The organism is Pseudomonas sp. GW821-FHT02H09, from assembly GCF_059421425.1.
Genome location: NZ_JBWKVA010000009.1, coordinates 37193 through 56922 on the forward strand (window position 1 = coordinate 37193; position 19730 = coordinate 56922).

Below are 19730 nucleotides of genomic sequence, written 5' to 3' on the forward strand. Positions count from 1 at the left end.
GCGTTTTGTCTGAAGAAACGCGATTGCAGGTTTCACGACCGCTTCGCGGCCGAACGCAGGCTTCGCCAGCTGCTACGGGTTTTTTTTGCAGCCAAGGGTCCTCGGTCTTCACCTGCAAAACTGTCATCTATCTCGACTATGCTCAGCAGGTTCATCCCCTGAGTGCCTGCCATGCCCAAAGGCTTGACTCTGCTCCTCGCGCTGCTGCTGTTTGTGAACCATCAGGCTATTGCCGAAAACTGGCCTGCCGAACAATGGTCCCAAGGCCCTCAGGTCACCGGTCTGGCGCTTAAAACCCTGGAGGATTACGCCTTTGAGACCCGCGACGACACTACCCATAAAGGCATCCGCACCGATGCCTTGCTGGTCATCCGCGACGGTCAGCTGATTTACGAACGCTATGCCGGGCCGACCACCGTCGATACGCCGCATCTCACGTGGTCCATCAGCAAAAGCCTGATGGCCACCGTGTTGGGCGTGGCTTATGGCGAGGGACGTTTTGCGTTGCAGGACCCTGCGGCGAAATTCTATCCGCCGCTGCAAAAGCATCCGGCGATTTCCATGGCCGACCTGTTGCACTGGGCGTCTGGCCTGGATTGGCAGGAAGACTATGAATACGCCCCGTTGAAGTCATCGGTGGTGGCCATGCTGTACACCCTGGGTCGCGGCGATATGGCAGCGTTCACTGCCGAACGTGCTGAGCTCAGCGCGGCGGGACAGGTGTTTCGCTACTCCAGTGGTGACAGCAATCTGTTGTCCGCCACACTGAAAAACCTGCTCGGCGCAAAGTATCCGGACTATCCGTGGACCGGGTTGTTCGAACCCTTGGGCATTCGCAACGCTATTTGGGAAACCGACGCCAGCGGTACTTTTGTCGCCTCATCCTATTGCTACCTCACCGCGCGTGATCTGGCACGGGTCGGCCTGTTGATGCAGCGCGACGGTCGTTGGCGCAATCGGCAGTTGTTGCCCAAGGAGTGGGTCGAGTTCAATCGCCAGCCTTTTGCACACTATCAAGCGAAGCAGGACGACGTTGTTCCCGGTGGCCAGTGGTGGCTCAATCGTGCGGTGGAGGGTGCAGGCAAACCCTGGCCGGATGCTCCGGCCGATACCTTTGCCGCACTGGGCCATTGGGGGCAGGCGCTGTATGTCATCCCCAGCGAGAACCTGGTGATCGTGCGTTATGCTGATGATCGCGATGGCAGTTACCAGCACAACGAATTGCTCAAACGTGCGTTGGCCGCTTTTACCCCACAGGTGTTGCCATGAGCCGTCGCGGGTTTGTCCGGCGCAGACCGTTCAGCAGTGTGCTGATTTTGCTGGTTCTGGCGTCGCTCGGCTGGGGCTGGCAGGAACGGGAGGCATTGCAGGCGTTCCCCGACATCCTTGGCGCTTACACCGCCAAGGAGTACTGCTCCTGTCGCTATGTGACGAACAATCCGACCCAGTATTGCGCTGCCTATGTGAAGCAATATTTGCCCATCAGCGGTTTTTTTGATGATGCGGCGAGCAAGCGTGTGACGGCCAGCGGCATGGGCCGAACCCACACCGCTGGCTGGATAGGCACGCGCCAGGGTTGCCGGTTGCTGCCACAGGCTGATCGGTTGCCGGGCTCATGAAAGTTTGCAAGTTCGGCGAGTATGGTTAAGGTTCAACTCAGGTTTATTTGCCCATGAGTTGTTATGCCCAACGCTTCGTTACTCAAACTGTGCACTTTGCTGTTGACGGCCTGCGCGGCCCTGCCTGCTCACGCCGACTGGTATCTGGATGGCGAGTCTTCACGACTGTCCTTTGTCACCACCAGGAACGCCCATATCTCTGAAGTTCAGCGCTTTCTGGCGCTGCACGGCAAGGTTGATGACACGGGCATGACGCAAGTACAGGTCGAGCTGGAGTCGGTCAATAGCGCGAATGCGCTACGCGATGAGCGCATGCGCAAGGATCTGTTCGAGATCAAGACATTCCCGCAGGCGCTGATCACCGCGCAAATCAATCTGCTGCCGATCAAAGACCTCGCCCCCGGTGCGCAGCTCGAACTACGGTTGCCGCTGACCGTAAAGCTTCACGGCAAGGAGCAGAGCTACAACGCCGAACTGCTGGCCACAAGGCTTGATGACCGGCGTTTTCAGGTGGTCACCCTTGAGCCGCTGGTGCTCAATGCCGAAGACTTCGATTTGGCACCGGGCCTGATTACATTGCGCAAAGCTGCCGATTTGTCGGCGATCAGTCTCTCGGTGCCGGTGGGTGCGGTGCTGATTTTCGCGGCACGCTGACATGAGCGGCGCGGTATTCCCCTGGCGCGAAGGCAATCGCTTCGAACTGCTGATCGACGGGCCGGGTTTCTTCCCGCGCATGTTGGTGGCGATTGCGCGGGCCGAGCGCCAGGTGGAGCTTGAGTTGTACCTGGTGGAGGCCGGAGCCTGCGCCGAAGCCATGGTCCAGTCGCTGGTGCAGGCGGCCGAACGCGGCGTTCGCGTGCGCTGCCTGTTCGATGACTACGGGAGCCTGGCCTTCACCTTGAGTTTGCGCAGCCGATTGATGGAGGCCGGTGTCGAGCTGTGTTTCTACAATCGGTTGAGCTGGCGACACTGGGTGCGCAATTTTTACCGCGATCACCGCAAGCTGCTGTTGGTCGATCAAAGCCTGGCGGTGGTGGGGGGCACGGGTGTCACCGATGAGTTCTGGACCCCGGGCGAGGACACCAGCGAATGGCATGAGGTGATGGTGGAAATCGTCGGCCCGTTGGTGCAGGACTGGCAGATGCTGTTCGACCGCCAATGGGTCGCCAACCGTCACCGTCGGGCCTGGAAACCGGCCTCGAACTTCGGTCTGCAACGGCTGCCCCGTGTACCAGCGATCGCTCCGGGCATGGGACGGGTGGCTTATGCCGACGCCCGTCAGCATCGGGACATCCTGCAATCGCTGGTACGCGCCTTGAACAGCGGGCAGCGCCGCATCTGGCTGGCGACGCCGTACTTCCTGCCGACCTGGAAAGTTCGCCGCTCGTTGCGCAGAGCCGCAGCGCGCGGTATCGATGTGCGCCTGCTGCTCACCGGGCCGCGTACCGATCACCCCTCAGTGCGTTACGCCGGGCATCGCTACTACCCACGTCTGCTCAGGGCTGGCGTGAAGATCTTCGAGTATCAGCCGTGCTTCCTGCATCTGAAAATGGTCTTGATCGACGACTGGGTGAGCATCGGTTCGTGCAACTTTGATCACTGGACTTTGCGTTTCAATCTGGAAGCCAATCTGGAGGCGCTCGATCTTGAGCTGACGCGTGCGGTGGCGGCGAGTTTTGAGGCGGACTTTGCCCAGAGCCAGGCTGTCAGCCTTGAGGCGTGGAGAAACCGGCCGTTGTGGCGACGGGTCAAACAGCGAGTTTGGGGTTGGGTGGATCGCTTGGTCGTGAATCTGCTGGATCGGCGGGGGTGACCACATGATCGTTCCCACGCTCCGCGTGGGAATGCCTCACCGGACGCTCTGCGTCCGCTCTTGAATGTGACGCGCAGCGTCACGGGCTGCATTCCCACGCAGAGCGTGGGAACGATCCAAGGCCTGTCGCGGTTTTACAACAACTCGAAACTCTGTTCTTTTACGTCCTGGGAATCCAGGCCGATCTGCACGTTGAATTTGCCTGGCTCGGCCGCGAATTTCAGCTGGGTGTTGTAGAACTTCAAGTCGTTCTCTTCGATGCTGAAGTGCACGACTTTCTCTTCGCCAGCCTTGAGCATCACTTTCTGGAAGTTCTTCAGCTCCTTGACCGGACGGATCATCGAGCCGGTGACATCCTGGATATACAGCTGCACCACGGTTTCGCCATCGCGCTTGCCGGTGTTTTTAACTTTCACACTGGCGTCGAGCTTGCCGGTCTTGTTCAAGGTAGTGGCCGACAGTGCCATATCGGACAGGCTGAAGTCGGTGTAGCTCAAACCGTAACCGAACGGGTACAGGGGGCCGGTGATGTCGTCGAAGTACTGTGAGGTGTAGTTGCCTGGCTTGCCCGGAGTGAACGGACGGCCGATGCTCAGGTGGTTGTAGTAAGTCGGGATCTGCCCCACCGAACGCGGGAAGCTGATCGGCAACTTGCCGGACGGGTTGTAGTCGCCGAACAGCACGTCGGCAATCGCATTGCCGCCCTCGGTGCCGGCGAACCAGGTTTCGAGGATCGCATCGGCCTGTTCCTTCTCGTCGAGAATGGTCAGCGGGCGGCCGTTCATCAACACCAGCACCAGCGGTTTGCCGGTGGCTTTGAGGGCCTTGATCAGCTCGCGCTGGCTGGCCGGAATGTTCAGGTCGGTGCGGCTCGAAGACTCGTGGGACATGCCGCGGGACTCGCCGACCGCAGCCACAACCACATCGGCCTGTTGCGCGGCTTTGACCGCTTCATCGATCATCACTGCTGCCGAGCGCGGATCGTCCACCACTTCCGGGGCATCGAAGTTGAGGAAGTTCAGGTAACCGACGACCTTCTGGTCGGACGTGATGTTGGCGCCACGGGCGTAGATCAGCGTCGACTGATTGCCAAGCGCGCGGGTCATGCCGTCGAACAGGGTCACTGACTGGGCCGGCACGCCAGCGGCGGCCCAACTGCCCATCATGTCGATCGGCGCTGTGGCGAGCGGGCCGACCAGTGCGATTTTGGCGGTCTTTTTCAGCGGCAGGGTTTCACCCTGATTTTTCAGCAGCACCAGGCTGCGGCGGGCCACGTCGCGGGCTTCGCTGCGGTGCAGGCGGCTTTCGGCATTGGTGTCGGCCGGATCGTCTTCGGCCTTGCCGATGCGCAGGTACGGGTCTTTGAACAGGCCCATGTCGTACTTGGCGGCCAACACTTCACGCACCGCGTTATCGATATCGCTCTGGGCAATCTCTCCGGACTTCAGCAGCCCCGGCAGTTCCTGGCCATACAACGTGTCGTTCATGCTCATGTCGATGCCGGCCTTGATCGCCAGCTTCGCGGCTTGGCGACCGTCGCGTGCGACGCCATGTTTGATCAGCTCGAAAATCGCCCCGTGGTCGCTGACCGCCAGGCCCTTGAAGCCCCATTCTTTGCGCAACAGGTCCTGCATCAGCCACATATTGGCGGTGGCGGGGACACCGTTGATCGAGTTCAGGGCGACCATCACTCCGCCGGCACCGGCATCGATGGCCGCGCGGTAGGGTGGCAGGTAGTCCTGGTACATCTTGACCGGGCTCATGTCCACGGTGTTGTAGTCGCGACCGCCCTCGACCGCGCCGTACAAGGCAAAGTGTTTGACGCTGGCCATGATGCTGTCCGCTGCACTCGGGCTAGCGCCCTGGAAGGCCTTGACCATGACTTTGGCAATGCGCGACACCAGGTAGGTGTCTTCACCGAAACCTTCTGAGGTGCGGCCCCAGCGTGGGTCGCGGGAGATGTCGACCATCGGCGCGAAGGTAATGTCGAGACTGTCGGCACTGGCTTCTTTGGCGGCGATGCGCCCGCTCAGGCCAATCGCGTCCATGTCCCAGCTCGAGGCCAGGGCCAGGCTGATCGGGAAGATCGTCCGGTGACCGTGGATCACGTCATAGGCGAAGAACATCGGGATCTTCAGCCGGCTGCGCATCGCCGCGTCCTGCATCGGACGGTTTTCCGGACGGGTAATCGAGTTGAACGTGCCACCGATGCGCCCGGCAGCGATTTCCTTGCGGATCATCTCGCGGGGCATTTCCGGGCCGATGCTGATCAGGCGCAACTGGCCGATCTTTTCATCGAGGGTCATTTGCTTCATCAGGTTGGCGATGAAGGCGTCCTTGTTCTCAATGGGGGCGGGATTTGTGTCGGCCAATACAGAGTGACTGGCCAGACTGATAACAAGGCCCAGCAAACACAACTTCTTCATGAATATTATTCTCGCTGGCTTATAAGCAGTCGCAGTTGAAACGCGCTGGATAGCCAAAATTTAGGGAGCGACTATTGTTGTTCGGATAAATGCAGCACACTTCTGAACGCTTTTTCGCGCAGGGCATCTTTTAGCTGATTGGCTCGATGCAATCCAGTGGCGGCAGTAGATTATGCCCCAAGAGCTCGATGTAAAGGGTCGCTAGTTACATTCCATAGGGTTGTGCAAGGGCGTGTCACCTCGATCCAGGTCGATGCCAGCATTCTGGACGACCCGGAAAAATTCAAGCAGTTCCAGCAGGCTCAGGACCAGTTGACCGGCGCCCTCAGCCGTTTGATGGCGGTTTCCGAGCGCTATCCGGACCTCAAAGGCCAACCAGAACTTTCTGGCCCTGCAATCGCAACTTGAAGGCACCGAAAACCGCATCAGCGTGGCGCGACTTCATCCTCGCGGTACTAAAAATAATGAATGAGTATTCGAAGACATGGCGTTACTGAGTGAATACGAACAGCGCAAGGTCGCCGAAGCGATTGCGCGAGTCGAGCAATACACCGATGCCGAACTGGTCACCGTTCTCGCTGCCCGGGCCGACGACTATGCCTATATTCCGCTGCTCTGGGCCAGCCTGCTGGCGCTGATCGTGCCGGGCGTCGTGCACTACCTGTCCGGCTGGATGAACATGCATACGTTGCTGCTGGTGCAGTGGGTCAGCTTTATCATCCTCTGCCTGCTGTTCCGGATCCCCAGGATCACCACCCACTTGATCCCGCGCTCGGTACGCCATTGGCGCGCCTCAAACCTGGCGCGTCGGCAGTTCCTCGAACAGAACCTGCATCACACCGTCGGCAGCACCGGCATGCTGATTTTTGTTTGCGAGGCGGAGCGTTATGTCGAAATCCTGGTGGACGAGGGCATTTCCAAACGCCTGGACAACAAATGCTGGGATGCCATCGTCGCCGTCTTTACCCGGCAAGTGGAACAGGGCCAGACCTTGCAGGGGTTCATCACCTGTATCGAAGCCTGCGGTGAACTGCTCAAGGTGCATGTGCCGGTGACCCATGTGCGCAATGAATTGCCAAATAGGTTGGTGATTCTCAGGTAGGCCTCTGCCCCCGGATTTGTCCCTTGCGGCGCTACAACCTCGGTGCGTTGCCGGGGGTCAGGCGTGTATCCAATATCTCTCTCTATTGATGAACGCTCTGCACACAGGCGTTCGGCTATAGAGGGAATTTGCATCATGTCATACCGTCAAGCGGATGATCCCGTCGTCTGCCGTGGTCTGCGTTATGGGGCCGATAAAAACACTCCTGTCAGGCTGACGCCTAAAGAAACGCAAGTTCTGCAATGGAGTTTTCAAGGGAAAACCTCTTGGGAAATCGCACGGATTCAGAGTTGCTCAGAAGCCACGATCAACTTTCATTTCTCCAATATTCGCCGCAAGTTCGCGGTCAGCTCGCGCAGCGCGGCAGTGCTCAAGGCCATCGAACTGGGGATTATCTCCATGGGTAGCATCGAACGAGAGGCCCATGAGCATGACTGATTCGACCTACAGCAGCATCAGCGGACTGCTACTTGGGTTGGGCGTTGCAGCGACACTGCCGCCGATCGATGGCGAAGCACTGTTTGGAGCGGCCCTTGGGGCCTGGTTAGTCACCACCACCCGGAAAAACCTCAAGGCTTGGCAGCGTATAGGTTCATTGTTGTTGTCCGCTGGCGTCGGTTACCTGTTCACCCCGGTGACGTTGCCACTCGCCCCTTTCCTGACCAGTGGTGTCGCTGCATTCCTGTGCGCATTGATGGTCATACCGATCAGCATCAAAGCGATGCAGTGGGTTGACGGCGCCAATCTCGGAGAGATTATCCGGCGTCTTAAAGGGGGGAAGTGAGCCCAATGCCAGTCAGTTAAGGAATTTCAGGTTCAGCGCTGTCCCCCGTAGCAGCTGCCGAAGCCTGCGTCCGGCGGCGAAGCCGTCGCAAATCCTGCTTCCACGATTTGTCTGGATACCGCAGTGACTGTTTTACGACTGCTGCGCAGCCGGACGCAGGCTTCGCCAGCTGCTACGGTTCGCGTAATGTCTTAACTGACTGGCATTAGGGAAGTGAGCCTCTATGACTTTTGCGAGTCGAGCGAGTATTGGAGAGTCGACAGGGTAGAAGTGATTTCTGCAAGTTTGAGTTCCAGATCCCGCAGACGCCTTTTCTCTTCCAGTGCACTCTGTATGGCGGACTGATCGTCTTCGTTCAACTGCCGCCACAACGCGAGAATTGTATTTTCCCGCGTGGTGTCTTCTTGAGAAACGTCAGTGGCGTTGGTTTCCACGTGCCGCTGTATCGGCCCTTCGCCAAGCAACAGCCAGTCAAGGGAAATGCCGCGAGTTTGTGCGATGTCTATGCATATTGCGTATGGCGTGCTGTCACGTCCTTTCCAGCTGCTGAGGGTTTGAGGGCTGATTTTCAACGCTGAAGATAAAGCTGCATCGGTGCTCGTGCCGGTGATCAGTTTTAATCGAGTGAGAACAGCTTGTGATTTTTTGCTACGCAATTTGAGCCTCTTCCTTTTGACTTATTCGTTTTGAGTGCCTAATTTATGCGTAATGAGTATGTTTTTATATGTGTAATCAACCATCAACTATGAATCAGACGAACTTAATGTTGAAACTTCCTAATAGTATCAGGGAAATTTCCCGCAGCCGTTACGCATACCAACTACGCGCCTGCCAGTTTCACTTCCTTTTGTCTGGCGAACGTTATCCGCAGGGCCGGGCTGGATCGGCCAATGCTTTAAATAGTATTGCGTTTGATCCAGTTGATTGCCACCAACTAACGAACGAGAGTCACGTATGAGTACCTACAAAATGGTTTGCCCACACTGTTTGAATCGGATGCGCATTCGAACCAGCGAAGGCAGACATATTTTCCTGCGTGTGGCGTACCTGCAATGTACGTCGGAGGCATGCGGCTGGTCAGTTCGGGCAGAGTTCGAGATGACCCATGAGCTTTCCCCGAGCGGAATGCCCAACCCGGCCGTCAGGTTGCCGTGCGCAGGGCCCGATCTGCGTCGGGCAGCAAGGCCCGTGGAGGTGAGCAGGCCGCCGGCGAAAACAGAAATGGAGTCGTCAGCATGAGCGGCATTGGCGAGAGCCTGGAGCTGAATGCGGAGCTGTTGGCCACGGCCCAGGCATTTTTGACCCGTCATGAGCGCGATGACCTCACCGACGATCAAGTGCTGTTCTGCCGTGCGGTGAAACACTTGCAAGGATTGAACGTGCCGATGCATCTGGCGGAAAAACTGGTTAGCCATGCCTATGGAGCGCTGAAATCCATCAATGACCGCCGACGCCTGGATATCGCCGCCAGCTCGGAAACCGTGGCCGTGGTCACTGACCCGGCCAGCGGCCTCACCTGGGCGGTGCCGGTGGGGCTGATCGTCAAGCACATCATCAATTCCCCGGCCAGTCGTCGGCTGCGACTGGTTGATCCCTAGTGGCCTGTGTGGCTAGTTCTGTTAGTCAACTTCGGCGCCAGCAGCCCATATCCTGCGTTGCTGTTCCTCGCCATAGCGGGCTATGACTCGTCACAGCGCCTTGGCTCTGGGCCGCCGGCATCCGAATTTGAGCTAACGAACTAGCCACACAGGCCACTAGGGTCTGTTGTATTCGGGGTCTGGATTGCGCGATCCGGGCCCGTCTGAAAATAACTCCGTGCCCTCAAACCCCATCCCCCCTAAAATACGCTCCAATTCCCGATCTGCACCGCCCGAGGCGCTTTTTACATGTCAGTCACCGCAACTCCCGCCAGCCTCGTGCCGGATCATCACGCGCAGTTCTTGAATCTGCTGGACACAAGCCTCGCGCAGAATTCCTTTATCAAACTGGTACTGGCCAAGTACGTCGGTGCCGAGGTGGATCTGCAACGGTTGATCATCAAGCAACTGACTGTGAAGGAACAGCCGTGCCTGTCCTTCGTCTACCGCTACAAGACTCGCGACATCACCAGGAATTTCTCGTTGGCCGACGGTGTGGCGGCGATTGCCGACCTGTTGCCGGAGTCGTTCAAGAACGCACACTTGCTGTCGCTGACCGACGAGGTGCAGCTCGAATACAGTAAAAAGGGCAAAAGTTCGCTGTTCAGGGGCAAAACTCAACAGCAGCGTGAAGTGCCGTCTGCGGAGCACAATCGCGAGAAGAACCGTTTCCTGGAGTTGAGCCGACCATTCCTGGCTGACCTGGGCGTGACCAACAAGCAGCACGAGCTGATCCCGGCGATGTCGCGCAAGTGGAAGCAGATCAACAAGTTCATCGAGGTGTTCAGCCATGCCCTGACGTCCTCACCGCTGGCGCTGGATCAGCCGGTGCGGGTCGCGGACTTCGGTTCGGGCAAGGGCTATCTGACCTTCGCCATCCATGACTACCTGCGCAACACCTTGCAGGCCGAAGGGCTGGTGACCGGCGTCGAGTTGCGCGAGGACATGGTGACCTTGTGCAACAACGCCGCAGCGCGCCTGGAGCATCCCGGTCTGACCTTCCAGCACGGTGATGTGCGCACGTTTGCCCCAACCGCGATCGACGTGATGATCGCGCTGCACGCCTGCGACATCGCCACCGATTACGCCATCCACATGGGCATCCGCTCCGGTGCGGCGATCATCATGTGCTCGCCGTGCTGCCATAAGCAGATTCGCTTGCAAATCCAGAGCCCGGCGTTGCTCAAGCCGATGCTGCAATACGGGTTGCACATGGGTCAGCAGGCCGAGATGGTCACCGACAGTCTGCGGGCGTTGTTCCTCGAAGCCTGTGGTTACGAGACCAAGGTCTTCGAGTTCATCTCGCTGGAACACACCAACAAGAACAAAATGATTCTGGCGGTCAAGCGTGCCGAGCCGGTCGACCCGGCTCGGCTGCTGGTGAGGATTCAGGAGCTCAAAGCCTTCTACAACATCAGCGAACACTGCCTGGAAACGCTGTTGCAGGCCGACGGGCTTCTTATTTAAAGGACTTGAGCGTAATCCCTGACGGCAATGTGCCTGGCTGAGCCGGGCGCACGCTGGTCTTGCGTCCGAGCATCACGGTGACGATCACACCCACGGCGAACAGCCAGGTAATCGGTTCGATGTGCTCGCCGAAGAACAGCGCCGAAAAGGCGATGGTGAAGAAAATCTGCAGCAGCTGGATCTGACTGACCCGCGCAATGCCGCCCATGGCCAGCCCGGCGTACCAGGCGAAAAAGCCGATGAACTGCGAGAACATCGACACATAACCGAACGCCCACCAGGTCTTGCTGGAAATTTCTCCCTGATGTTGCAACGCAAGGTAGGTCACCGGCCCGATCAGCAGCGGCGTCGACAGCACCAAGGCCCAGCAGATCACCTGCCAGCCCCCCATCTCCTTGGCCAACCGGCCACCTTCGGCATAGCCCAACCCACCGACAGCAATCGCTGCGAGCATCAGCAAATCACCCGCCTGAATACTGCCGGCACCGCTGATCAAGGCGTAACTCAAAACCAGCAAGCTACCCAGCGCCGCACAGGCCCAGAAGGCTTTTGACGGCCGCTCATGGGACAACCACGCGGCATACAGCGCCACGCAGAGCGGCTGTAAACCATTGACTAGCGCGCCATGGGACGCCGGCAACGTTTGCATCGCCCAGGCCGACAGCACCGGGAACCCCAGAATCACTCCGGCGATCACCAGGCTCAGGCCTTTGATCTGTTTCCAGGTTGGCCTTTTTTCCCGACGCCAGAGCAACAACAGCGCCGCCGGAATCGCTGCAAACAACGCACGACCGAGGCCGTTGAGCAGTGGGTGGATTTCCTGCACAACGATCCGTGTGAACGGCAGGGTCAGGCTGAAGATGATGACGCCGAGCAGGCCCAGGGCCATGCCGGTGTTTTCGCGCGAAGACATAACGGGAACCAGAATCGAGAGTGGCGGAAGAGGCTTTCATCTAGCCATAAACCCCGGGTTTACGCTCTTACAGCTGGGCGCAGAGTTATCCGTACAGTTCAGTATTGCTACCTGGAAAACCACGGCCCCTCGCCACAAAAAGCCTCTTGCTTGTGCGTAGTAGCTGGTTATTACCTGCTGAGCTGATTAAGGACTACTTTGAATACTCTTGTTGCCCATGTATTTCTGCGAGAGGAGTCATTTCCATGGCCGCTAAAAAAATTCTGATGCTGGTCGGCGACTACGTCGAAGACTACGAAGTGATGGTGCCGTTTCAGGCGCTGCTGATGGTCGGCCACACCGTGCATGCGGTGTGTCCTGATAAAACCGCCGGGCAAACCGTACGTACGGCAATCCACGATTTCGAAGGCGATCAGACCTACAGCGAAAAGCCGGGGCATCTGTTTGCGCTGAACTTCGACTTCGCCAAGGTCGATGCGGCGGATTACGACGCGCTGCTGGTGCCCGGTGGCCGTGCCCCGGAATACCTGCGCTTGAACGAGAAGGTCCTGCAGTTGGTGCAAGCCTTCGATAAGGCTGGCAAACCGATTGCAGCAGTCTGCCATGGCGCGCAATTGCTGGCGGCGGCGGGCATTCTTGAAGGCCGCGAGTGCAGCGCTTACCCGGCCTGTGCCCCGGAAGTGCGCCTGGCCGGCGGTACGTTTATCGATATTCCGGTGACGGAAGGTCATGTTCAGGGCAATCTGGTGACGGCCCCGGCCTGGCCGGCGCATCCGGGCTGGCTGGCGGGTTTCCTCGGCTTGCTGGGCACCAGGATCACCTTGTAGGAGACAGATCGTATGTGCGAGCTCTACGTCAAAGCCGATCCGATTCTCTACGAATCACGCTCCCGCTCGCTGCGCATTTGCGGGGTGGTGACCACCTTGCGCCTGGAAAACCAGTTCTGGGACATCCTCGGCGAGATTGCCGAGGTCGATGGCATGAGCACCAATCAACTGATCGCCAAACTGTATGAAGAGGTGATGGACTACCGCGGTGAAGTGGTGAATTTCGCCTCGTTCCTGCGGGTCAGTTGCACGCGGTATCTGGCTCAGCGGCGCACGGTGACACCCGTGTTGAGCATGGTACGCACGGCGGTGAAGTAGAGCCGGTTTTTGGATAGCCCCTGGCCTCATTGCGATGCGCATGTATCAGGCGACCAAACGCTTGATCAGAATAACCTTCCAGGAAGTCCGCGGCGATATTGGCGAAACACTGGGCGCGGTCTTTACTCTGATGCGCAGCAATCCTTATCAGTCGACAGGAGTAGCGTCATGTCTGGATGGTACGAGTTGAGCAAAAGCAGTAATGGTCAGTTCCGCTTTGTCCTTAAAGCGGCCAACGCCGAAATCATTCTTACCAGTGAGCTGTACACCACCCATAGTGCAGCCGAGAGTGGCATCGCCTCGGTTCAGGCTAATAGCCCGCTTGCGGAACGCTACGAGAAAAAAGCCACCAAGGATGGTCATCCGTATTTCAATCTCACGGCCGCCAACCACCAGATCATCGGTAGCGGTGAGGCCTACTCCTCCGATGCAGCGCGCGATAAAGGCATTGCCAGCGTCAAGGCCAACGGGCCGAGCACAGTGGTGAAGGACAAGACCCTGCCAGTGCTTTGACCTGATCGCCTGATTGTTCCCACGCGGGCGTGGGAACAATCGGCGTTTTTAGCGTTCGACCGGCACCGACAGCTGTGGACTGCCCAACCCATGGCTCTTGGAATCAAAAAACCGCAGCGTCACATCCATGCCCTCGAACAACGTTGTGTAATGGCGCTTCTGATGCTGGATGAACGCCTTACTGCGCGGGTAGATCGAGACGGCGATGGTCTTGAGTTTCGCCTGGCGCAAGGCGTGGACGATATGGCTGTCCTGTTCGCCGAGGCTGTGGCCGAAGATGCACAGGGCGCCCTCATGGGTCAGCAACTGTTCGTAGCAGAAGGACAGGTAGTCCGAACTGCGGATGGTCTTGAGCTTGTCCTGGGTGGTGCCTTCGCTGATGAACAGCGGCACATCATCCAGGGTCTTGATGGTGTTGTTGATGGCGAAACTGCCCAGCAGGGTGCCTGCAGTCGAGGTCAGCTTGCGTGCGGTGCCGTCCGAATTTCTCACCAGATGCAGGCCGCCATGCAAGTAGAGAATGCGCGCCGAATCAGTCCGGGAATTGCTCAAATCGAAGCTTGAGTCAGCGCCTTGAAACAGGTCCGTGATGACCGGTGAATCATGCATGATCGCCCAATAGTTGAGCAGGTCGTAATTGGTGGTGAATACCGTTGGGTAGCTGCCCAGCTCTTGATTGATCTTCGCCAGGCTCGAGGCCTGCATCAGGCGCCAGGGAATGTGCACCGCATGCACGGTGTTGATCAGTGCTTCCTTGATCGCGTAATAGCGATTGCGCGGCGACGCCGAGCTGATGGCCAGTGCCTTGTTGACCCGGCTGGTGGTCTTCAAGGCGCTCAGTACCTGCTCGAAAATGCGCGTGCCCATGGCCTCGAAGACACTCAGCTCGGACTGGCTCAGGGGTTTTTCTTCGACGGTTCGGGCGTTCTCGAACAGCGAGTCATAGCCGAAGTCGTCCCACACCGCGCGGCTTGCGCCGTTACCTACCAGCAGGCCGGTGAACGAGGTGGTTGCGCGCAACGCGTTCCAGTCTTCAAGTTCGGCATCAAATTCCTGGAAATCCATCATCGCGTTCGTCGTCTCAAGGCTGAAGGTGTACAGGGCGCAGACTTTATCACGACCGGGTGTTGAGCCAGATCAACATACCGTTCGACAGATCCGTCGACCCTGTAGGCGCCCATTGAATCGGTATTAGCGGTTCAGCAGTAAAAGCGGTGAGTCATACGACGCTTTGTTCGTTGAGTTGCGGGCGGGGAATGAGCCGCACGCAGAACATCGCGCCCAGGGCCAGCAGCGTGCACAACAGCGCCAATGGCCAGGCCTGTTGGCTCACCAGCAGGCTGGCAATTGCACTGAGTGCAGCAGGTGATGAGTCAGGTGGTTCTGCTCTTCATTGAATTCCTTGTCTATTCCGTAGCGCAGATCCCCGCCGTGATTCTGTAGCAAACCACCTGCAGTTCACAGAGTGCTCTGAACATTGTCAGTCCCTTGGGGATCAAAAAGAGCGATATGCTGCGGTCTCCGACTGAGCCGATATCGCCGAGTCTTCGATGCTGCAAAAAAGCCTGATACGTCGTGTGGATCTGGTCACACTGCAATTGTTCGTTGCCGTCCACGAAGAGGGCACGTTGACCCGCGCCGCCGCTCGTGAGGCGATTGCGGTGTCGGCGGCGAGCAAGCGCTTGATGGAACTGGAGGAGGCGCTGGGTATCAGTTTGTTCGTGCGCCAGGCCAAGGGCATGACCCTGACGGCGGCCGGTGAAACCCTGCTGCACCATGCGCGGCAGATGCTGTTCAACCTTGAGAAAATGGGCCTCGAACTCGGTGAGCACAGCCATGGCGTGCGCGGTTATGTGCGGATGCTGGCCAATCTCTCGGCGATTATCGAGTTCTTGCCCGAAGACCTGCGGGATTTTTCCGAACGTCATCCGCAAGTCAAAACCGATCTCGAAGAACGCCCCAGTAACGGGGTGATTCAAGGTGTGCTGGATGGCGTGGCGGACCTCGGCATCTGTTCCAGTGACAGCGATATCAAAGGCCTGCACAGCGCGCCTTACCGGCGTGACAAACTGGTGGTGCTGATGCGCCCGGATCATCCGCTGGCCATTGAGCACGAATTGGCATTTGCCGACACGCTGGACAGCGATTATGTCGGTCTGCACGCCGCCAGTTCGATCAACATGCGCACTCATGCGGCAGCGCGCAAGGCGGGCAAAGTGCTGCGCCTGCGGATTCATGTGCCCGGGTTTGATGCCATGTGCCGTATGGTCCAGGCCAACATGGGTATCGGCATTTTGCCGCTGCGCGCCTATGAACTGTTTGGTCGGGCACTGGGCTTGCACGCGGTACCGCTCAGTGACGAGTGGTCCGAACGCATGCTGATTCTGGTGGTGCGCGATGAAGCGGCGCTGTCGCCGGTGAGCCAGTTGTTGTTTGAGTGTTTGCGCGGGGAGCAAGGCTGAGTTGATCGTTCCTACGCTCCGCGTGGGAATGCCTCGCCGGACGCTCCGCGTCGCTTTTGTATGTGACGCGCAGCGTCACGGGCTGCATTCCCACGCAGAGCGTGGGAACGATCTTTCTGACCTCTTCCAATCAACCCTTCGCGTTTCGCGAACGCTCGTTGCCAACTGAAGGTTGGATTCCAGTGGCATCGCTCCTCTAGCCTTGGTACACATTCCAAGAATAAGAGGTACCCCCCATGACTGCCCCTCTGAGTGGCATCAAGGTAATCGAGATCGGCACACTGATTGCCGCGCCGTTCGCCGCACGCGTGCTGGCCGAGTTCGGTGCCGAGGTGATCAAGATCGAATCCATCGGCCAGGGCGACCCGCTTCGCAAGTGGCGAAAGCTGCATGAAGGTACGTCCCTGTGGTGGTACCTGCAATCGCGGAACAAAAAATCCCTGGCCCTGAATCTGAAATCCCCCGAAGGCATTGAGCTGGTCAAGCAACTCGCCAGCAGCGCCGACGTATTGATCGAAAACCTGCGCCCCGGTGCCCTGGAAAAACTCGGGCTGGGCTGGGACGTGCTGCATGCCCTCAATCCGAACCTGACGCTGGTACGTATTTCCGGTTATGGCCAGACCGGCCCGTATCGCGACCGCCCCGGTTTTGGCGCCATCGGCGAGGCCATGGGCGGCATTCGCTACACCACCGGCACCCCGGGTTCGCCGCCGGCGCGGGTCGGTGTCAGTCTCGGTGATTCGCTGGCGTCGCTGCATGCCGTAATCGGTGCTTTGATGTCGTTGCTGCGGGTCAAGACCGGGCAGGGCGAAGGGCAGGTGGTCGATGTGTCCCTGGCCGAAAGCGTGTTCAATCTGATGGAAAGCCTGGTGCCGGAATACGACATGCTCGGCCACGTCCGCGAGCGTAGCGGCGGTGCCTTGCCGGGTATTGCACCATCGAACACCTACTTGACCGCCGACGGCGCTTACGTAGTGATTGCCGGCAATAGCGACCCGATCTACAAGCGCTTGATGGAAGTTATCGGCCGTATCGACCTGGCCGAAGCACCGGAGTTTGCCCATAACGATGGGCGCGCCGCCAAGAGTGGATTGCTCGATGCTGCGATCACACACTGGACCAGCAGCCTGCCGATCGAGCAAGTGCTGGCCATATTGCAGGAGGCCGAAGTTCCCGCCGGACGCATCTACTCGGTGGCCGACATCGTTGCCGACCCGCACTACCAGGCGCGGGACATGCTGCTCAGTGCACAACTGCCCGGCGGCGCCACGGTAAAGATGCCCGGTATCGTACCCAAGTTGTCCGAGACGCCGGGCAGTGTGAACTGGTCGGGGCCGAGTCTGGGCCAGCATACCGACGGGATTCTGGCTGAGCTGGGCCTCTCGGGTCTGGACATAGAACGACTGAAAGCCGAAGGGGTGGTGCAATGATTCGCGACCTCTGCGAGACCTTGATCGTTCAGGAGGTCTCCCCCCGAGACGGCTTGCAGATCGAGCCAACCTGGGTCGAAACCGCTGACAAAATAGCGCTGATCAATCAGCTGTCACTGGCTGGTTTCAGTCGGATCGAAGCCGGTTCATTCGTTTCGCCCAAAGCCATTCCAGCCCTGCGCGACGGTGAGCAAGTATTCCAGGGCATTACCCGGCAGCCGGGTGTGATCTACGTCGCGCTGATCCCCAACCTCAAAGGCGCGCAACGGGCGCTGGAGTCTGCGGCCGATGAGCTGAACCTGGTGATGTCCGCCAGCCAGACCCACAACCTGGCGAACATGCGCATGAGTTGCGAGCGCTCGTTGGCAGCGTTCGGCGAGGTGGTCGAGTTCGTCAGCGGTTCATCGGTGAGGCTCAACGCGAGTATCGCCACCACCTTCGGTTGCCCGTTCGAAGGCAAGGTCGATGAAGACCGTGTGCTGCAGATCGTCGACGCGTATCTGGAACTGGGCATGCAAGGCATCACCCTGGCCGACACTACCGGCATGGCCAATCCGCGACAGGTCGAGCGGTTGCTGCAGCGGGTATTGCAGCGCCTGCCGGCGGCCGATCTGACCCTGCATTTCCACAACACCCGCAGTCTTGGCTTGTGCAACGTGCTGGCCGCTTATGAGGCCGGCGCTCGCCGTTTTGATGCGGCGCTGGGCGGGCTCGGCGGTTGTCCATTTGCGCCGGGTGCATCGGGGAATATTTGCACCGAAGACCTGGTCAACCTGTGCGATGAAATGGGTATCCATACCGGTATCGATCTACCGCACCTGTTACAGATGTCCCGACGCTTGCCGGCGCTGCTTGGCCATGAATTGCCGGGCCAGGTGGCCAAAGCCGGACGCAACTGTGACCTGCATCCGGCGCCGGATTACCTGGCAACGCTTTAGCACCTGAACCAGACAACAAAAACAATCGGACACCCACGGGAAGTCCGCCTGGAGAAACACGATGAGCCTTAATGTCCTGGAGGCGGGCGCGAGCCCGGCCGCTACACACGATGCCGAAAAAAAACTGGTCAGCAAAGTCGCCTGGCGACTGATGCCGTTGATCATGGTCTGCTACCTGTTTGCGTTTTTCGACCGCATCAACATCAGCTTCGCCAAGTTCCAGTTACAGGCTGATTTGAGCCTGAGCGACACCGCCTATGGCTTGGGTGCCGGGCTGTTTGTGGTCGGTTACGTGATCTTCGAAGTGCCGAGCAACATGATGCTCTACAAGGTCGGTGCCCGCCGCTGGATTGCGCGGATCATGATGTCCTGGGGGCTGGCCACTGCGGCCATGGTCTTCGTCAACAGCGAATGGCAGTTCTATGCCTTGCGCTTCGTCATCGGTGCGATGGAAGCGGGTTTCGCACCTGGCGTGCTGTATTACCTGACGCTGTGGTTCCCGCAACACTACCGCGGGCGCATCACCTCGATGCTGTTTCTGGCCTCGGCTTTTGCCGGGTTGGTGGGGGCGCCGTTCTCCGGCCTGGTACTGGAGCATCTGGACGGTGTCATGCACATGCGGGGCTGGCACTGGTTGTTCCTGCTGGGTGGTTTGCCGTGCATCGGCCTTGGTTGCATGGTGCTGACCCTGCTCAAGGATCGCATCGAAGACGCTCACTGGCTGACCCCGGCAGAGAAAACCCTGCTCTCGAGCCGCGTTGCCCAACATGAGCCGCACAAGGGCGGCAGTTCATTGCTGGCGGCGTTGCGTATTCCGGGCTTTCTGACCTTGGGCCTGATCTACTTCCTGATCCAGATCGCGTCCTATGGCCTGAACTTCTGGGCGCCGCAATTGATCCGCAGCGCCGGCACCCAGAGCCCGGTGATAATCGGTTTGCTGACGGCCATCCCTTATGTGTGTGGCGCCATCAGTATGGTAGTGATCGGGCGCTTGTCCGATGCCACCGGCGAGCGGCGCAAGTTCGTCAGCGGGTTGGTAGCGCTTGGCGCGGTGGGGTTCTTCTGTGCGGGGATTTTTGCCGACCACACCACGTTCCTGATTGTCGCTCTGAGCTTGTTGGGCGCGGGCATCATCGCCTCGATCCCGACCTTCTGGACCCTGCCACCGAAACTGCTGGCTGGTGCAGGCGCCGGTGCGGCGGGCGGGATCGCGGTGATCAACACCCTCGGACAGTTCGGCGGTATCGTCAGCCCGGTCATGGTCGGGCGGATCAAGGACCTGACCGGCAGCACCACACCCGCGCTGTACGTCATCGGTGTTGCCGCGCTCATTGCTGCTGCACTGCTGTTGTGGGGATTGCCGCAGAAACTGCGCACGCTGGACAAGCTTCAGGGGGATTGAAGGCCCTGAAAGATCGCAGCCTGTCGGCAGCGCCTTGTATCTCGACTATCGCTCCGTCAGGAGCGATAGTTTTTGACTG

At 58.8% G+C, this 19730-nt stretch carries 21 protein-coding genes and 1 pseudogene; 18 read left to right on the plus strand and 4 right to left on the minus strand.

Annotated features, from left to right (window positions below):
* Positions 1-171: 171 nt before the first annotated feature.
* The 4 genes from AC07VR_RS13950 to AC07VR_RS13965 all read left to right on the plus strand — a co-directional run bounded on the left by AC07VR_RS13950 (position 172) and on the right by AC07VR_RS13965 (position 3432).
* Positions 172-1269 (plus strand): serine hydrolase domain-containing protein, encoded by a 1098-nt coding sequence (locus AC07VR_RS13950; protein ID WP_495011547.1) that lies wholly within the window; start codon positions 172-174, stop codon positions 1267-1269.
* Positions 1266-1619, plus strand: a complete 354-nt coding sequence (locus AC07VR_RS13955; protein WP_495011548.1) for an amidase — start codon at positions 1266-1268, stop codon at positions 1617-1619. The genes AC07VR_RS13950 and AC07VR_RS13955 overlap by 4 nt, the downstream gene beginning before the upstream one ends.
* 63 nt (positions 1620-1682) lie before the next feature.
* Positions 1683-2273, plus strand: a complete 591-nt coding sequence (locus AC07VR_RS13960) for a YceI family protein (RefSeq protein ID WP_494992758.1) — start codon at positions 1683-1685, stop codon at positions 2271-2273.
* Position 2274: 1 nt separating this feature from the next.
* Entirely contained in the window at positions 2275-3432 is a 1158-nt protein-coding gene (locus AC07VR_RS13965; RefSeq protein WP_495011549.1) for a phospholipase D-like domain-containing protein, read from the plus strand.
* A gap of 134 nt (positions 3433-3566) precedes the next feature.
* On the opposite strand, the gene bglX is transcribed toward AC07VR_RS13965, so the two are convergent.
* A complete protein-coding gene (gene bglX, locus AC07VR_RS13970) occupies positions 3567-5858 on the minus strand; it encodes a beta-glucosidase BglX (RefSeq protein WP_495011550.1) in 2292 nt (763 codons plus the stop codon).
* Between the two features lie 225 nt (positions 5859-6083).
* Between bglX and AC07VR_RS13975 the strand changes: the two are divergent.
* From AC07VR_RS13975 to AC07VR_RS13990, 4 genes and pseudogenes are all read left to right on the plus strand, one after another.
* Positions 6084-6297, plus strand: a pseudogene (locus AC07VR_RS13975) (LemA family protein); the annotation flags it as partial.
* A gap of 45 nt (positions 6298-6342) precedes the next feature.
* Positions 6343-6960, plus strand: a complete 618-nt coding sequence (locus AC07VR_RS13980) for a TPM domain-containing protein (RefSeq protein ID WP_495011551.1) — start codon at positions 6343-6345, stop codon at positions 6958-6960.
* 135 nt (positions 6961-7095) lie between these two features.
* A complete protein-coding gene (locus tag AC07VR_RS13985; protein ID WP_495011552.1) occupies positions 7096-7398 on the plus strand; it encodes a LuxR C-terminal-related transcriptional regulator in 303 nt (100 codons plus the stop codon).
* Entirely contained in the window at positions 7385-7744 is a 360-nt protein-coding gene (locus AC07VR_RS13990; RefSeq protein ID WP_494992763.1) for a putative holin, read from the plus strand. The genes AC07VR_RS13985 and AC07VR_RS13990 overlap by 14 nt, the downstream gene beginning before the upstream one ends.
* 221 nt (positions 7745-7965) lie before the next feature.
* Here AC07VR_RS13990 and AC07VR_RS13995 read toward each other — a convergent pair whose 3' ends face one another.
* Positions 7966-8400, minus strand: a complete 435-nt coding sequence (locus AC07VR_RS13995; protein WP_495011553.1) for a helix-turn-helix domain-containing protein — start codon at positions 8398-8400, stop codon at positions 7966-7968.
* 298 nt (positions 8401-8698) lie between these two features.
* Between AC07VR_RS13995 and AC07VR_RS14000 the strand changes: the two genes are divergently transcribed.
* From AC07VR_RS14000 to AC07VR_RS14010, 3 genes are all read left to right on the plus strand, one after another.
* The gene (locus AC07VR_RS14000; RefSeq protein ID WP_495011554.1) at positions 8699-8983 is read left to right on the plus strand and encodes an Ogr/Delta-like zinc finger protein; all 285 of its coding nucleotides are present in this window, start codon (positions 8699-8701) and stop codon (positions 8981-8983) included.
* Entirely contained in the window at positions 8980-9342 is a 363-nt protein-coding gene (locus AC07VR_RS14005; protein WP_494992766.1) for a hypothetical protein, read from the plus strand. The genes AC07VR_RS14000 and AC07VR_RS14005 overlap by 4 nt, the downstream gene beginning before the upstream one ends.
* 288 nt (positions 9343-9630) lie before the next feature.
* The gene (locus tag AC07VR_RS14010) at positions 9631-10848 is read left to right on the plus strand and encodes a class I SAM-dependent methyltransferase (protein ID WP_495011555.1); all 1218 of its coding nucleotides are present in this window, start codon (positions 9631-9633) and stop codon (positions 10846-10848) included.
* Here the strand turns inward: AC07VR_RS14010 and AC07VR_RS14015 are convergent.
* Positions 10841-11761, minus strand: a complete 921-nt coding sequence (locus AC07VR_RS14015; RefSeq protein WP_495011556.1) for a DMT family transporter — start codon at positions 11759-11761, stop codon at positions 10841-10843. The genes AC07VR_RS14010 and AC07VR_RS14015 overlap by 8 nt on opposite strands.
* Positions 11762-12006: 245 nt before the next feature.
* Here AC07VR_RS14015 and AC07VR_RS14020 point away from each other — a divergent pair, with 245 nt between their 5' ends.
* The 3 genes from AC07VR_RS14020 (at position 12007) to AC07VR_RS14030 (ending at position 13419) form a co-directional block, all read left to right on the plus strand.
* Positions 12007-12588, plus strand: a complete 582-nt coding sequence (locus AC07VR_RS14020; RefSeq protein ID WP_494994491.1) for a DJ-1/PfpI family protein — start codon at positions 12007-12009, stop codon at positions 12586-12588.
* 12 nt (positions 12589-12600) lie between these two features.
* Positions 12601-12906: a ribbon-helix-helix domain-containing protein gene (locus tag AC07VR_RS14025; protein WP_495011557.1), complete on the plus strand. Its 306-nt coding sequence runs from the start codon at positions 12601-12603 to the stop codon at positions 12904-12906.
* 168 nt (positions 12907-13074) lie between these two features.
* Positions 13075-13419, plus strand: a complete 345-nt coding sequence (locus AC07VR_RS14030) for a YegP family protein (RefSeq protein WP_494994493.1) — start codon at positions 13075-13077, stop codon at positions 13417-13419.
* 48 nt (positions 13420-13467) lie between these two features.
* Here AC07VR_RS14030 and AC07VR_RS14035 read toward each other — a convergent pair whose 3' ends face one another.
* The gene (locus AC07VR_RS14035; RefSeq protein ID WP_495011558.1) at positions 13468-14487 is read right to left on the minus strand and encodes a DUF4917 family protein; all 1020 of its coding nucleotides are present in this window, start codon (positions 14485-14487) and stop codon (positions 13468-13470) included.
* 482 nt (positions 14488-14969) lie between these two features.
* Here AC07VR_RS14035 and AC07VR_RS14040 point away from each other — a divergent pair, with 482 nt between their 5' ends.
* From AC07VR_RS14040 to AC07VR_RS14055, 4 genes are all read left to right on the plus strand, one after another.
* On the plus strand, positions 14970-15881 hold the full coding sequence (locus tag AC07VR_RS14040; protein ID WP_495011559.1) for a LysR family transcriptional regulator: 912 nt from the start codon (positions 14970-14972) through the stop codon (positions 15879-15881).
* Positions 15882-16117: 236 nt separating this feature from the next.
* Positions 16118-17311, plus strand: coding sequence for a CaiB/BaiF CoA transferase family protein (locus AC07VR_RS14045; RefSeq protein WP_494994496.1), 1194 nt, complete (start codon positions 16118-16120; stop codon positions 17309-17311).
* Positions 17308-18249 (plus strand): hydroxymethylglutaryl-CoA lyase, encoded by a 942-nt coding sequence (locus AC07VR_RS14050; RefSeq protein WP_495011560.1) that lies wholly within the window; start codon positions 17308-17310, stop codon positions 18247-18249. The genes AC07VR_RS14045 and AC07VR_RS14050 overlap by 4 nt, the downstream gene beginning before the upstream one ends.
* 61 nt (positions 18250-18310) lie before the next feature.
* Positions 18311-19651, plus strand: coding sequence for an MFS transporter (locus AC07VR_RS14055; protein WP_495011561.1), 1341 nt, complete (start codon positions 18311-18313; stop codon positions 19649-19651).
* Positions 19652-19730 lie beyond the last annotated feature (79 nt).

Coding starts and splice junctions, on each gene's coding strand:
- AC07VR_RS13950 (WP_495011547.1), top strand. CDS start 172: ATGCCCAAAGGCTTGACTCTGCTCCTCGCGCTGCTGCTGTTTGTGAAC.
- AC07VR_RS13955 (WP_495011548.1), top strand. CDS start 1,266: ATGAGCCGTCGCGGGTTTGTCCGGCGCAGACCGTTCAGCAGTGTGCTG.
- AC07VR_RS13960 (WP_494992758.1), top strand. CDS start 1,683: ATGCCCAACGCTTCGTTACTCAAACTGTGCACTTTGCTGTTGACGGCC.
- AC07VR_RS13965 (WP_495011549.1), top strand. CDS start 2,275: ATGAGCGGCGCGGTATTCCCCTGGCGCGAAGGCAATCGCTTCGAACTG.
- bglX (WP_495011550.1), bottom strand. CDS start 5,858: ATGAAGAAGTTGTGTTTGCTGGGCCTTGTTATCAGTCTGGCCAGTCAC.
- AC07VR_RS13980 (WP_495011551.1), top strand. CDS start 6,343: ATGGCGTTACTGAGTGAATACGAACAGCGCAAGGTCGCCGAAGCGATT.
- AC07VR_RS13985 (WP_495011552.1), top strand. CDS start 7,096: ATGTCATACCGTCAAGCGGATGATCCCGTCGTCTGCCGTGGTCTGCGT.
- AC07VR_RS13990 (WP_494992763.1), top strand. CDS start 7,385: ATGAGCATGACTGATTCGACCTACAGCAGCATCAGCGGACTGCTACTT.
- AC07VR_RS14000 (WP_495011554.1), top strand. CDS start 8,699: ATGAGTACCTACAAAATGGTTTGCCCACACTGTTTGAATCGGATGCGC.
- AC07VR_RS14005 (WP_494992766.1), top strand. CDS start 8,980: ATGAGCGGCATTGGCGAGAGCCTGGAGCTGAATGCGGAGCTGTTGGCC.
- AC07VR_RS14010 (WP_495011555.1), top strand. CDS start 9,631: ATGTCAGTCACCGCAACTCCCGCCAGCCTCGTGCCGGATCATCACGCG.
- AC07VR_RS14015 (WP_495011556.1), bottom strand. CDS start 11,761: ATGTCTTCGCGCGAAAACACCGGCATGGCCCTGGGCCTGCTCGGCGTC.
- AC07VR_RS14020 (WP_494994491.1), top strand. CDS start 12,007: ATGGCCGCTAAAAAAATTCTGATGCTGGTCGGCGACTACGTCGAAGAC.
- AC07VR_RS14025 (WP_495011557.1), top strand. CDS start 12,601: ATGTGCGAGCTCTACGTCAAAGCCGATCCGATTCTCTACGAATCACGC.
- AC07VR_RS14030 (WP_494994493.1), top strand. CDS start 13,075: ATGTCTGGATGGTACGAGTTGAGCAAAAGCAGTAATGGTCAGTTCCGC.
- AC07VR_RS14035 (WP_495011558.1), bottom strand. CDS start 14,487: ATGATGGATTTCCAGGAATTTGATGCCGAACTTGAAGACTGGAACGCG.
- AC07VR_RS14040 (WP_495011559.1), top strand. CDS start 14,970: ATGCTGCAAAAAAGCCTGATACGTCGTGTGGATCTGGTCACACTGCAA.
- AC07VR_RS14045 (WP_494994496.1), top strand. CDS start 16,118: ATGACTGCCCCTCTGAGTGGCATCAAGGTAATCGAGATCGGCACACTG.
- AC07VR_RS14050 (WP_495011560.1), top strand. CDS start 17,308: ATGATTCGCGACCTCTGCGAGACCTTGATCGTTCAGGAGGTCTCCCCC.
- AC07VR_RS14055 (WP_495011561.1), top strand. CDS start 18,311: ATGAGCCTTAATGTCCTGGAGGCGGGCGCGAGCCCGGCCGCTACACAC.